At 41.6% G+C, this 12,634-nt stretch carries 14 protein-coding genes and 1 pseudogene; 2 read left to right on the top strand and 13 right to left on the bottom strand.

The annotated features are described in order from the left end of the window. Positions 1-72: 72 nt before the first annotated feature. The 6 genes from gap to DXB52_RS00320 all read right to left on the bottom strand — a co-directional run bounded on the left by gap (position 73) and on the right by DXB52_RS00320 (position 5,388). The gene (gene gap / locus DXB52_RS00345; RefSeq protein WP_117540129.1) at positions 73-1,092 is read right to left on the bottom strand and encodes a type I glyceraldehyde-3-phosphate dehydrogenase; all 1,020 of its coding nucleotides are present in this window, start codon (positions 1,090-1,092) and stop codon (positions 73-75) included. Positions 1,093-1,249: 157 nt separating this feature from the next. Further along, positions 1,250-2,071, bottom strand: a complete 822-nt coding sequence (locus DXB52_RS00340) for a histidinol-phosphatase HisJ family protein (protein ID WP_117540127.1) — start codon at positions 2,069-2,071, stop codon at positions 1,250-1,252. After that, positions 2,068-3,144 (bottom strand): tRNA 2-thiouridine(34) synthase MnmA, encoded by a 1,077-nt coding sequence (gene mnmA / locus DXB52_RS00335; RefSeq protein WP_117540125.1) that lies wholly within the window; start codon positions 3,142-3,144, stop codon positions 2,068-2,070. The genes DXB52_RS00340 and mnmA overlap by 4 nt, the downstream gene beginning before the upstream one ends. Continuing rightward, positions 3,144-3,587 (bottom strand): Fe-S cluster assembly scaffold protein NifU, encoded by a 444-nt coding sequence (nifU, locus tag DXB52_RS00330; RefSeq protein ID WP_117540123.1) that lies wholly within the window; start codon positions 3,585-3,587, stop codon positions 3,144-3,146. The genes mnmA and nifU overlap by 1 nt, the downstream gene beginning before the upstream one ends. Before the next feature lie 73 nt (positions 3,588-3,660). Beyond that, positions 3,661-4,851, bottom strand: coding sequence for a cysteine desulfurase NifS (gene nifS, locus DXB52_RS00325; RefSeq protein WP_117540121.1), 1,191 nt, complete (start codon positions 4,849-4,851; stop codon positions 3,661-3,663). Between the two features lie 75 nt (positions 4,852-4,926). Next, on the bottom strand, positions 4,927-5,388 hold the full coding sequence (locus DXB52_RS00320) for an RrF2 family transcriptional regulator (RefSeq protein WP_020435796.1): 462 nt from the start codon (positions 5,386-5,388) through the stop codon (positions 4,927-4,929). 179 nt (positions 5,389-5,567) lie between these two features. On the opposite strand from DXB52_RS00320, the gene DXB52_RS16445 reads away from it, so the two are divergent. Both DXB52_RS16445 and DXB52_RS16440 read left to right on the top strand, forming a co-directional pair. After that, on the top strand, positions 5,568-6,395 hold the full coding sequence (locus tag DXB52_RS16445; protein ID WP_318546077.1) for an oligosaccharide flippase family protein: 828 nt from the start codon (positions 5,568-5,570) through the stop codon (positions 6,393-6,395). Positions 6,396-6,400: 5 nt separating this feature from the next. Continuing rightward, positions 6,401-6,916, top strand: coding sequence for an MATE family efflux transporter (locus tag DXB52_RS16440; RefSeq protein ID WP_472519885.1), 516 nt, complete (start codon positions 6,401-6,403; stop codon positions 6,914-6,916). Here the strand turns inward: DXB52_RS16440 and DXB52_RS00310 are convergent. From DXB52_RS00310 to DXB52_RS00285, 7 genes and pseudogenes are all read right to left on the bottom strand, one after another. Then, positions 6,873-7,415 (bottom strand): stage II sporulation protein M, encoded by a 543-nt coding sequence (locus DXB52_RS00310; protein ID WP_147343343.1) that lies wholly within the window; start codon positions 7,413-7,415, stop codon positions 6,873-6,875. The genes DXB52_RS16440 and DXB52_RS00310 overlap by 44 nt on opposite strands. Positions 7,416-7,539: 124 nt before the next feature. Further along, positions 7,540-7,707 (bottom strand): NUDIX hydrolase, encoded by a 168-nt coding sequence (locus DXB52_RS16435; protein ID WP_472519884.1) that lies wholly within the window; start codon positions 7,705-7,707, stop codon positions 7,540-7,542. Then, positions 7,692-8,078: an NUDIX hydrolase gene (locus DXB52_RS00305; protein ID WP_472519883.1), complete on the bottom strand. Its 387-nt coding sequence runs from the start codon at positions 8,076-8,078 to the stop codon at positions 7,692-7,694. The genes DXB52_RS16435 and DXB52_RS00305 overlap by 16 nt, the downstream gene beginning before the upstream one ends. Positions 8,079-8,220: 142 nt before the next feature. Continuing rightward, positions 8,221-9,728 (bottom strand): annotated as a pseudogene (gene rny, locus DXB52_RS00300) (ribonuclease Y). A 195-nt stretch (positions 9,729-9,923) separates the two neighbouring features. Continuing rightward, positions 9,924-10,541 (bottom strand): regulatory protein RecX, encoded by a 618-nt coding sequence (locus DXB52_RS00295; RefSeq protein ID WP_118106234.1) that lies wholly within the window; start codon positions 10,539-10,541, stop codon positions 9,924-9,926. After that, positions 10,538-11,677 (bottom strand): recombinase RecA, encoded by a 1,140-nt coding sequence (gene recA, locus DXB52_RS00290; protein ID WP_015528892.1) that lies wholly within the window; start codon positions 11,675-11,677, stop codon positions 10,538-10,540. Before recA ends, DXB52_RS00295 begins: the two co-directional genes overlap by 4 nt. 306 nt (positions 11,678-11,983) lie before the next feature. Further along, entirely contained in the window at positions 11,984-12,625 is a 642-nt protein-coding gene (locus DXB52_RS00285; protein ID WP_055144664.1) for a histidine phosphatase family protein, read from the bottom strand. Positions 12,626-12,634: the final 9 nt, after the last annotated feature.

Here is a 12,634-nt window from a genome sequence, read left to right as displayed (position 1 = left end):
CCGGTCCTACAATAAGACCGGACCCCATTGTGAGTCAATAATTCAGATTAATTCTGAGTATTTAATATAAAATTAAGCCTCAAGAAGTGTTCCGAAGTGTTTGATTGTTCTTACCATCTGGCTTGTGTAAGAGTTCTCGTTGTCATACCATGAAACAACCTGAACCTCTGTTGTACCATCACCAACTGGAAGAGCCATTGTCTGAGTTGCATCAAACAGTGATCCAAATCTCATTCCTACGATGTCGCTGGATACGATCTCATCTGTGTTGTATCCGAAGGACTCGTTAGAAGCTGCTTTCATAGCTGCGTTGATCTGATCTACAGTAACTTCTCCCTCAACTACTGCTGTAAGGATTGTTGTAGAACCTGTTGGTGTAGGAACACGCTGAGCAGATCCGATAAGTTTTCCGTTCAGTTCTGGGATAACAAGACCGATTGCTTTAGCAGCACCTGTGCTGTTTGGTACGATGTTAACTGCAGCTGCACGAGATCTTCTAAGATCACCTTTTCTCTGCGGTCCATCAAGTGTCATCTGATCTCCTGTGTAAGCGTGGATTGTACACATGATACCGGACTTGATTGCTGCAAGGTCGTTAAGAGCTTTTGCCATCGGAGCCAGGCAGTTTGTTGTACAAGAAGCTGCGGAGATGATGTTGTCCTCTTTTGTAAGTTCTTCGTGGTTTACATTGTAAACGATTGTCGGAAGGTCATTTCCAGCTGGAGCAGAAATAACTACTTTCTTAGCACCTGCATCGATGTGAGCCTGAGCTTTTGCTTTGGATGTGTAGAATCCTGTACACTCCAGAACAACGTCAACACCGATCTCTCCCCAAGGAAGCTCAGCTGCGTTAGCTTTTGCGTAGATCTTGATCTCTTTTCCGTCAACTGTGATAGAATCCTCTCCTGCTTCTACTGTATCTGCAAGAGCGTATGTTCCCTGAGTTGAGTCATATTTTAATAAGTGAGCAAGCATCTTAGGAGATGTAAGGTCGTTGATTGCTACTACCTCATATCCTTCTGCTCCGAACATCTGTCTGAAAGCAAGACGTCCGATACGTCCAAAACCATTAATCGCTACTTTTACTGCCATGATTAATTCCTCCTAAAAAGTTTAAAAAATTTATGGCTGTATCTCCAGCCATGGCGATGAATTTAACAAAGCGATAATTGTTAAATATTCATCAACTAGATTCATTGTACTAAAACAAGAACAAAAATTCAAGCCTTAAATCCATATAATTCTAATTTTATGGAACAATTCTCCTAAACACCGGTTTCCGCCCCTTAAATTCTGCATAATAACTAAAACCACAGCCTGCAAGTATCTCTCCTGCCTGCTCATAGTCAAAAGCTACATGTTCCGGCCTGTGTGCATCTGCTCCGATTGTGACAATTTCACCACCAAGCTCCTTATATCTTCTGATAACATCCGGATGCGGGTTTGGAAATCCAAGTCCATATTTCATTCCTGCCATGTTCATCTCAAGTCCTTTTCCATGACTGATCAGATGTTTTAGTATCTCATCGATCTCTTCTGCATATTTTCTGTAAGAATATTCTTCTGCCTGATGTGCGCCATAACGGACAACATAGTCCAAATGTCCCAGGCTATCGAAGGAATTTATTTTTTTCAGGTTTTCAATTGCCACCTGAAATGCTTCATGATAAGCCTCCTCATCACTTCGTCCTTCAAAAAATCCACGATAATACGGATCCTGTCCATGGATAAGGTGTATTGAACCGATCACAAAATCAAACGGATATTTTTCTGTCAGTTCTTTATAATATTCTCCCAGGTGTGGCTGAAGTCCGATCTCTACACCAATCCGGACTTCCAGTTTCTTCTGATATTCTGTTTTTAATTGCGTCAGTCTGCTGAAATATTCATCCAGGTCGAACATAAATGCACCCGCCGGAAAATCCGGTGTTTCCGGAAAGTCTTTATCAAGATGATCCGTGATGCAGACTGCCTGCATTCCTTTATTCACCGCTGCATCAAGCATGGAATGTACAGATGCATCACTATCTTCTGAAAATCTTGTATGCATATGCGCATCACATGCTATCATAATATTGTGCCGCCTCCTAATACATACTCACCATCATAGAGAACAACCGCCTGTCCCGGTGTCACTGCACGGATTGGTTCATCAAATGTGCAGGTGATTTCATCTTCCCCTGTCTTTTCCACTGTGCACCAGGCTCCTTTATGATTGTAACGGATCTTTGCAAACACCCGGATGGGTTCTGTGATATCTTCTACACTCATGAAATTCAATTCATTCGCACGCAGCGTATGCGTTAAAGATTCTTCGTATGTTCCAATCACAACTTCATCTGTTTCCGGACGAATCTCAAGTACAAATGCCGGATATCCCAGCGCAAGTCCAAGCCCTTTACGCTGCCCTACCGTATAATGAATGATTCCTTTGTGTTTTCCAAGAATCTTTCCGTCCGGTGTTACAAAATTCCCCTGACGGATCGGAGTATCTGCATTTTCTTCAATAAAGGTTGCATAATCTCCATCCGGAACAAAACAGATATCCTGACTATCTGGCTTGTTAGCAACCTGCAGTCCAATTTCTTCTGCCATCTCACGGATCTTATCCTTTGAATAATTTCCAACCGGCATCAGCGTATGCGCCAGTTGCTCCTGAGTCAGGTTATAAAGTGCATAAGTCTGGTCTTTCGCAAGCGTCGCAGATCTTCGGATTGCGTATCTTCCATTCGGAAGTTTATCAATCCTCGCATAATGTCCTGTTGCGATATAGTCTGCTCCGATGGAAAGACTTCTCTGCAAAAGTGCTTCCCATTTCACATAACGGTTGCAGGCAATACACGGGTTAGGTGTTCTTCCGTTCAGGTATTCTTCCGTAAAGTAATCAATTACATTTTTCTGGAATTCCTGTTTAAAATTCATCACATAATACGGAATACCAATAGACGATGCAACACGTCTTGCATCGTCTACCGCACTGAGCCCGCAACAGCCGCCGTTTTCTTCTTGAACCTCATTGTCCTCATCCTGCCAGATCTGCATCGTCACACCGATCACATCATAGCCTTGTTCTTTCAAAAGCCAGGCTGCCACGGAGGAATCTACTCCCCCGGACATTCCAACAACAACTTTGCCTTTGCTCATTAATATTCCTCTTCCTCTGCTTCTTCACCTTCGTGAATATCTGACTTCGGTTTCTGAAGTCCCTCAATCTTGATACCGTGTTTCTCTGCATAATCCCAGAGTGCTGCATGGATTGCTTCCTCTGCAAGAAGTGAACAGTGAACCTTTACCGGCGGAAGTCCGTCAAGAGCTTCCATAACGGCTTTGTTTGTTACCTCCATTGCTTCCTGAATGCTTTTTCCTTTAACCATCTCTGTTGCCATACTGGAAGTTGCAACAGCTGCTCCACACCCGAATGTTTTAAACTTTACATCACGAATGATCTGATTTTCATCAATATCAAGATAAATTCTCATGATATCTCCACATTTCGCATTTCCCACTGTTCCTACGCCACTTGCATTTTCAATTTCCCCTACATTTCTTGGATGCTGGAAATGATCCATTACCTTTTCTGTATACATTATATAATTCCTCCATTTTGTTTATCTTTTTATTCAAAAATTAGTTTGTATTTTTCTTTTAAGTCATTCTGGCTTATGCATTCTTCTGCTGCTTTTTCATAAAATCTTCGTAAAGCGGAGACATACTGCGCAGATGTGCAACAATCTCTTTCAACTGGTCGATTGTATAATCAATATCTTCTTTTGTTGTATCAGCACCAATTGACATACGAAGTGAACCATGTGCAATCTCGTGCGGTAATCCAATTGCCAGAAGAACATGAGACGGATCCAGAGAGCCTGATGTACAAGCTGAACCACTGGAAGCACAGATTCCTTTCATATCCAGCATGATCAGCAAAGATTCTCCTTCAACAAATTGGAAGCTGAAGTTAATGTTATTCGGAACACGTTTCACACGATCTCCATTTAATCTACAATATGGAATCTCATTCTCAATTCTTGCAATTGCATAATCACGAAGTTCTGTCTCATGTTTCATTCTCTGTTCCATGGAAGCCATAGCAAGCTCTACAGCTTTTCCGTATCCTACAATACCCGGAACATTCTCTGTACCTGCACGGCGTTTTCTCTCCTGGGCTCCGCCGTGAATAAATGAACGGATCTTCACTCCTTTTCTGATATAAAGGAAACCGATTCCCTTTGGTCCGTTCAGTTTATGTCCACTGGAACTGAGCATATCAATATTCATCTCATCTACATTGATCGGTACCTGACCAAACGCCTGGACAGCATCTGTATGGAAAAGTACTCCATGTTTATGTGCAATCTCTCCGATTTCTTTGATTGGCTGAATACTTCCGATCTCATTGTTTGCAAACATTACGCTGACCAGAATTGTATCTGGACGAATCGCTGCTTCAACAGCTTCCGGACTGACAATACCATTCTCATCTACATCCAGATAAGTCACTTCATATCCTCTCTTCTGGAGATATTCTCCTGTATGAAGGATTGCATGATGTTCAATCTTTGTTGTAATGATATGTTTTCCCTTTGATTCATAAGCCTCAGCTGTAGCTTTCAGCGCCCAGTTATCAGATTCAGAACCACCAGCTGTGAAATAAATCTCCTCTGTCTTCGCGCCAAGTGCTTTTGCTATGATTTCTCTCTGTTTTGTGATCACTTCTTTATTCGCAGCCGCAAAACCATAAACACTGGATGGGTTGCCAAAATGCTCTGTAAAATATGGGAGCATCGCATCCACAACTTCCGGTGCTGTCTTTGTTGTTGCTGCATTATCAAGATAAATTAATTTTCCCATTACCTGTTACCTCACTTTTATTTTATCTACTTTGTTTTCTTACTGTTCACAAATAATTGTAGACAATGATTCTTTTCAGTTTTTACACTTTGTATAATCCAGATGATTGTCTGTATGTCCAAGACATTTACTTTCTGTCACCAGTTGATTCAGCCAGATTTCATCTACTGTCTGGTTAATACTATCATTGATTCGTTTCCACACATACTTTGTCACACAGCTGTCCGCGCCTTTGCATTCTCCTTCCGGATCAAGTCCGGCGCATTCTACTGGTTCAAGATTCCCTTCCAGTGCACGAAGCACATCTCCTACAGAAATATCTTTTGCTTCCTTTGCTAAGACATATCCACCATTTGCACCTCGGATGCTCTTGACAAGTCCTGCTTTTTTCAGCTTCGACATCAATTGTTCCAGATATCGTTCTGAAATATCCTGACGTCTTGCAATACTTGTGATGGAAACCGGAGAATCTTCACTGTATTGGGCCAGATCGATCAAGGCACGCAATCCGTATTTCCCCTTTGTTGACAGTTTCACATCTTCACCTTCTTTTTCTTTTCCTTTTCCTAGTATTATGCTAGGGTTTCCTTTTGTAGGATATCACTAGTCTTACGTTCTGTCAAGGATGTTTCTTGAATATGTTGTTTAAAAATAAGTTCATTTCTGGTTACTGTCCGCGTTGCACGTGGCAGCAATCATTTTGACATGAGGGTATTATGTTTAGAAAAAAACATTCTTTGATTAAAGGAACACTGATTCTCACATCTGCCGGTCTTGTAAGCCGCGTTCTCGGATTCTTTTTCCGTATTTTCTTAAGCCATACCTTTGGAGAAGAACAGGTCGGACTTTATCAGTTAATTTTCCCTTTCTACGCACTCTGCCTGTCTTTGAGTACTTCCGGTCTTGAAACTGCCATTTCCAGAAGTGTCTCTCGCTTTCACTCCCTTGGCCGAACGCAGGACGGAAAGTTGATTTTCCAGACAGGTCTGATTCTTTCTGTTCTGATTTCACTGATTTGTACTTTTCTGGTACAGAAGAATTCCGTTTTTCTTTCAAATCGTTTTCTTGGAGATCCAAGATGTGCAACACTATTATATCTGATCGTTCTTGCACTTCCGGCGGCTTCTGTCCACAGTTGTATCTGTGGTTATCACTATGGTCTGCAAAGAACCTCTGTCCCGGCTATTTCACAGTTACTCGAACAATTTGTTCGAATTTCTTCTGTTTTTGTTTTATATTTTATTTTTATACACAGTGGAGTTCACCCTGAGATTCCATTGGCTGTATCAGGTATTATTTTCGGAGAACTTGCAGCAGCAGGCTACTCGCTTTTTTCACTGAAGAAGAAGGGTTTTGATGCTGATTCTCCATATATTCTTTCTATCTCAAAATCTTGTTCTGAATTGCTACGCCTCTCTGTTCCATTGACAGTTAATCGCACAGCAATTACATTCTTGCAGGGAATTGAAGCAGCTCAATCCCTGTCTGCCTTGAGCTTGCATCTCACAGTGCTTCTGAAGCTCTCAGTATTTATGGGGTACTGACCGGAATGGCATTACCATGTATCCTTTTTCCCTGTGCACTCACTAACTCAGTTAGCCTGCTTTTAATTCCAGCGGTCGCACAAAAGCAAGCTGAAAGCTCTTCAAAAGAGACATTTCTCCTTATAAAAAAGGCTGCCGGAGGATGTTTCTCCCTTGGTCTTCTGTGTTCTGTCTTCTTTCTTCTTACTGGATCTTTCCTCGGAAATTTCTTATTTCACAGTACTTTAGCCGGCAATTTCATCGTAACACTTGCCTGGATCTGTCCTTTCCTGTACACAAGTTCCGCTCTTCTCAGTGCAATCAATGGACTGGGACTTACAACCCTGACGCTGATGATCAATCTTCTTGGATTATCCATCCGCATTCTTAGTGTATATTTTGGAATCCCTCACTATGGAATCACAGGATACCTATGGGGGCTTTTCATCAGTCAATTAGCTGTCTGCCTTGTTGCATTACTTACACTTTCCCACGAAATCAAAAAAGAATATTTACAATCTTTTGAATCAGCCACGGATTAAGACAGGACTCTGAAAAAATCCCAATTAAAAACAAACCGCATACAAAGAACGTTTTTTGTCTGTTCCACTGATTCTGTGGATAGTTCCAACAAAAGCGCAAAAGCACAAGAACTGCCGGAACATAAAAAAGGAACTGTGGAAATAGTCCTGCCACACAAAGAATACTTCCCTTCATTCCTAATTCTGCTACTGCCTCTGACAATAAAATTCCTCCTGACATCCCCGTCCACAGAAGAAAAAACGCTGCCACAATTTTTCTGATCCGGATTCCCATCGCCAAAAACAGCATCAGGAAAAAGACTCCCCGTACCCGAATCAAATACCAAATGTACTGTTGAAAAGATATCGTCTTATTCTTTAATCTCATAAGATAAACTTCTGTAAAAGTTCCGATCAGACTTAGCTGTTCTCCCCATATATAATTGACAATCAAGATTCCTGTCAAAAAGCCTGTAAAAAACAGAGCTAGAAAGTAATGTCCTGTACGAAATGCCTTCACAAGTATTCCTCCCACCCTATAAAAATGTTCTGCGGATATATTTTTATCCTCAATCTTCCACACCATTATATGAGTGTCTGGTTTTTCTCATGCGGCAGCAATGCTACTTATTGCCGGCATTCAATCATTTTCCATACTTTACAGCATAAGCCATCAAAGAAGAAACTGTCTTCGCATCTTCAATCTCACCTGAAAAAATCTTTTCCTTCAATTCTTCTATTGTATAAGCGCCAAGTTCAATAAATTCATCTTCATCTAAATGCTGTTTTGACGGTATCAGATCATGTGCCACATAACTTCAATTCGTTCGTTACAAAATGCTACTGTTGTCCTCAAGGTGATCAGCCACTCCAGATTCTCGCTGCGATACCCTGTCTCTTCCTCTAATTCGCGAGACGCACACTCTATACCAGGTTCTCCCACTTCATCAAGTGCTCCTGCCGGAATCTCCAATGTATATCGATCCAGCGCATTTCTATACTGTCTCACCATCAAAATCTTACCATCTGCTGTAACCGGAACTACCGCTGCTGCTCCTTTATGACCTATAAAATCCCATACTACGGTGTGATCCCCGTCCACTTCTATCGTGTCCTGATAAAAGTCAAGAATCTTTCCTTTAAATTTCAATTCTCTGTTAATTCTTTTAATCTTCTCGCTCATTCTGTTCTCCCTTCTTTTACCTTACATCACCGTATGCATTCTATATCAAAAATTTTTACGCTTACCTGTAATAGCTTTCTCAGTAAACTAAAAGCCCCTGTCTTTCGACAAGGGCCAACTTTCATCTTCTGTTATGATTCTCTTATTTTGCGTAATCTGTTGCTCGTGACTCACGAATAACATTTACTTTAATCTGTCCAGGATATTCTAATTCAAACTCAATCTGTTTTGCAATATCCCTTGCTAAAAGCACCATATCATCGTCAGATACCTGCTCCGGAACTACCATAACACGAATCTCTCTACCTGCCTGAATGGCAAAAGACTTATCTACACCTTTAAACTGGTTGGTAATATCTTCTAACTGTTTCATCTGTTTGTATATGTCTCGATGGTTTCTCTTCTTGCTCCCGGTCTTGCAGCTGAAATAGTATCCGCTGCCTGAACAACACAAGCAATCAGACTCTGCGGTTCCACATCGCCATGATGTGCCTCCACAGCATTAATAATTGTTGCTGATTCTTTGTATTTTCTACAAAGATCTGAACCAATCTGAATATGTGATCCTTCTACATCATGATCAATTGATTTACCAATATCATGAAGAAGTCCTGCACGTTTTGCAAGTCTGACATCCAGTCCGATTTCTCCTGCAATGAGGCCTGATAACTGAGCCACTTCGATTGAATGCTTCAATGCATTCTGTCCATAGCTTGTTCTGAACTTCATACGTCCAAGAAGACGGATCAACTCCGGATGAATTCCTGTAACTCCAACGTCAAGAGCTGCAGCTTCTCCTTCCTCGCGGATCATTGTATCCACTTCTTTCTGAGCTTTTTCAACCATCTCCTCAATTCTTGCTGGATGAATACGTCCATCCACGATCAGACGCTCAAGTGCAATTCTTGCAACTTCTCGGCGGATTGGGTCAAACCCTGATAATACAACCGCTTCCGGAGTATCATCAATGATCAGTTCCACACCGGTTAATGTTTCCAGTGTTCTGATATTTCTTCCTTCTCTACCGATAATTCTTCCTTTCATCTCATCACTTGGAAGCTGAACTACAGAAATTGTAGTCTCTGCAACATGATCTGCTGCACATCTCTGAATTGCATTCACAACATACTCTTTTGCTTTCTTGTCAGCCTCTTCCTTTGCCTGAGTTTCCAGTTCTCTGACCATCTTGGCTGTGTCATGCTTGACGTCATCTTCAACAGTTTTTAACAGATATTCTTTTGCCTGTTCGGAGGTAAGTCCTGAGATTCGTTCCAGTTCCTGCACACGTTTCTGGCTAAGTTCTTCTACTTTGGCTTCACGCTGGCGAAGATGTTCTTCCTTCGCTGTCAGTTTGTTCTCACGATGTTCCAGTACATCTGACCGTTTGTCGACCGATTCTTCTTTCGCGAGTACACGCTTCTCATAACGCTGTAACTCCGCTCTTCTTTCTTTCGTCTCTTTCTCAAGTTCATTCTTTGTCCTGATGGACTCTTCCTTTACTTCCAAAAGAGATTCCTTCTTCGTCGTCTCTGCAGTCTTTACAGCATCGTCAATGATTTCTCTTGCTTTTGCTTCTGCATTCCCAATCTTGCTTTCCGCATTCTTTCTCAGATTGGAAACTGTAACAAAGTGAGTAATGATTCCGACTATCAACGCGAGGGCCACGGCAACGCCTATAAATAAACCTAGACTTATCTGCACAGGAGCACCTCCTTATTCGATTTTCATTGTACATATTACTCAAATACAACACTTAAATTTTATACTGTTTCAACAACAATGTCAAGCATTGTAATTATTATTTTGTATCACATGACACACCACGGGTTACTGTTCACTCCCGTGTCAGTTACTCTGTTTATCATAATCTGATATAACATGACGGATCACTTCATAACGAAATCCTTTTCGTGCAAGATATCCTAATATCTTTTGATATTCCTGCTCTTCCATTCTTTCCGGATCAACCTTCTTTTTTCGCAGTATCCTTCGGATTGCCTCTTCCTCTGAATCTTCACTATAGCACTGTTCAAAAGCCAGACAAATCAAATCATCAGAAACTCCCTTCTGCGACAGCAGTGCCTTGATTTCCCGTTTGCTTTTACTATCTTTGCGGCTCATAACAAAATTTTCCGCATATCTTGCATCATCTAGATATCCAAAAGATCTCACATATTCAATTGCTCCGCTGATTGCATTCTCCGGATATTGTCCCGCCTTCAGTTTTTTCCTTAATGCAGACTCTGTACGATCCATATCCTCCAGCAAATGCATTGCTCTCTTCTTTGCGCGTTTCAACAGTACCTCATTCTGAATCTTTTCATAATTTTCCTGCGCGAGATCTTCTCCCTGCTTTATACCAAAACGCTTCAACTCACCTTTATAAAGCACAAATGCAAATGTTCCATCCAGATATACTTTAAACTTCGTCTTTGTCTGCTCTTCTATCCCAGTAACAATCATTCTTTCTTTTCTGCCTCATCAGCCACTTTAGAAGCCGGTGTCAGCTTCAGATCACTTGATGCCCCTGTCTTCTTCTCAGCATCTGGAAGCTCATTCTCTGCTTCTTCTGATCCGGATAATGCATAATGTGCTCTCACCTTCTGATCCAGTGTCTCCATCACTTCCGGATGTGATTCCAGATATGCCTTTGCATTCTCTCTTCCCTGGCCAATCTTCTCTCCCTCATATGCATACCACGCACCGCTCTTCTTCACAAGATCAATATTGGTTGCGAGATCAAGAATATCTCCCGCACGGGAAATACCTTTTCCAAACATAATATCAAATTCCGCTTCTTTGAACGGCGGAGCAATCTTATTCTTCACAATACGGATTCTTGTACGGTTTCCTACCATCTCTCCACTCTGCTTTAAAGTCTCGATTCTTCTGACATCCATACGCACAGATGCATAGAATTTCAGCGCACGTCCTCCTGTCGTTGTCTCTGGATTTCCAAACATTACTCCAACTTTCTCACGTAGCTGGTTAATAAAGATCACAATACAGTTTGACTTGCTGATAACCGGTGTCAGTTTTCTCAATGCCTGTGACATCAATCTTGCCTGCAGACCAACATGACTGTCTCCCATATCCCCTTCGATCTCCTGTTTTGGAACAAGTGCAGCTACAGAGTCAATGACAATAATATCAATCGCCCCTGAACGTACCATTGTCTCTGCAATCTCAAGGGCCTGATCTCCACTGTCAGGCTGTGAAATATAGAGTTCATCAATATCTACTCCGATATTCTTTGCGTATACAGGATCCAGTGCATGCTCTGCATCGATAAATCCGGCAATTCCCCCTCTCTTCTGAACCTCAGAAATCATATGAAGTGCGACAGTTGTCTTACCACTTGATTCAGGACCATAAACCTCGATCACACGTCCCTTTGGCACACCGCCAAGTCCAAGTGCCAGATCAAGACTCAGACATCCGGTAGGAACTGTCTCTACAGCTACATGCGCCCCTGATTCTCCCAGCCGCATCACTGCACCCTTACCAAAATCTTTCTCCAGCTTTGCGATCGCTGCATCCAGTGCTTTCTTCTTCTCTTCGTTATTCGCCAGCTTTGTAACGCTCTCTTTGCCTGCCATAATTTTCTCCTTCTCTATCTCTCTTAGTGTATAAAACCCATTCTCTCTTTTTTCGAACAGTTGTTCGTCTATGAATAGATTTTATTATACTTCTTTCAAAATGTCAACAATAATTCTTCCCCTTAATTTTGTTGCAATAATACGATATACCATGGAATCCTCTTCCTGAAACAGAAGCATTGAAGTTCATGTGAATCAGTGCCGGCTTAAGGATCTGCCGGCCAGACAACTAAAGAATAGCATAAGGAAAGGCAGAATGCAAGTACCACAGCACTTACATTCTGCCTTTTATACTACCCTTATATACTACACTGCTTTCCAGTGTTTCACTTCTTCTTTGTAAAAGATAATTCCTTCCTGGATAATTTTGAATCCACTGCCTTCAAGTTCCGCAATCGTAACAGAGCAATTTGGCGGTACTTCATTTTTCCAGAAATGTTCTACTGAAAGACTGCCTCTCATCCTGTTCAGCATTGCTGTCATCGCAGCACCATGTGTAGAAATCAGAAGATTCTTATCCTTCAGCTTCTTACTCTCTTCAAGACTCTTTAAAAACTCTCCGGTTCTTTCATAAAGTTGTTCTACACTTTCAGCATCTTCCGGCGGAATATAATTTCCCGTATCCTGAAAGAATTTCTGGAATGCAAGATTCTCTTCTTTCGTCTTATCTACACAAGACATTCCCTCATACGAGCCAAAAGAAATTTCCTGGATTCTCTGATCTTCATAAAGCGGAATGTTGCGTCCTTCAAGAAGAATCTCTGCCGTTTCTTTTGCACGCTGTAAGGGACTTGTATAAGCCAGATCAATTTGGTATTGTCTCATCCCATAAGAAGTTTCCCGGGCAAGATGACGCCCATATTCATTTAAGGGAATATCCTTTCGTCCCTGTACCAGTTTTTTCTTGTTCCAATCCGTCTCTCCATGACGCACAATATATAGCCTCACTGCTGCCTC

The sequence above is a fragment of the Ruminococcus sp. OM04-4AA genome (assembly GCF_003462585.1).
Lineage (GTDB): Bacteria > Bacillota > Clostridia > Lachnospirales > Lachnospiraceae > Mediterraneibacter > Mediterraneibacter faecis.
This window is presented reverse-complemented; position numbering and strand designations above follow the sequence as displayed.

Excerpts from the sequence above, each read along its gene's own strand:
- nifS (WP_117540121.1), bottom strand. The coding sequence starts at position 4,851 with ATGGGAAAATTAATTTATCTTGATAATGCAGCAACAACAAAGACAGCA.
- DXB52_RS00340 (WP_117540127.1), bottom strand. The coding sequence starts at position 2,071 with ATGATAGCATGTGATGCGCATATGCATACAAGATTTTCAGAAGATAGT.
- DXB52_RS00295 (WP_118106234.1), bottom strand. The coding sequence starts at position 10,541 with ATGATTGTTACTGGGATAGAAGAGCAGACAAAGACGAAGTTTAAAGTA.
- mnmA (WP_117540125.1), bottom strand. The coding sequence starts at position 3,144 with ATGAGCAAAGGCAAAGTTGTTGTTGGAATGTCCGGGGGAGTAGATTCC.
- recA (WP_015528892.1), bottom strand. The coding sequence starts at position 11,677 with ATGGCAGGCAAAGAGAGCGTTACAAAGCTGGCGAATAACGAAGAGAAG.
- gap (WP_117540129.1), bottom strand. The coding sequence starts at position 1,092 with ATGGCAGTAAAAGTAGCGATTAATGGTTTTGGACGTATCGGACGTCTT.
- nifU (WP_117540123.1), bottom strand. The coding sequence starts at position 3,587 with ATGTATACAGAAAAGGTAATGGATCATTTCCAGCATCCAAGAAATGTA.
- DXB52_RS16440 (WP_472519885.1), top strand. The coding sequence starts at position 6,401 with ATGGCATTACCATGTATCCTTTTTCCCTGTGCACTCACTAACTCAGTT.
- DXB52_RS00305 (WP_472519883.1), bottom strand. The coding sequence starts at position 8,078 with ATGAGCGAGAAGATTAAAAGAATTAACAGAGAATTGAAATTTAAAGGA.
- DXB52_RS16445 (WP_318546077.1), top strand. The coding sequence starts at position 5,568 with ATGTTTAGAAAAAAACATTCTTTGATTAAAGGAACACTGATTCTCACA.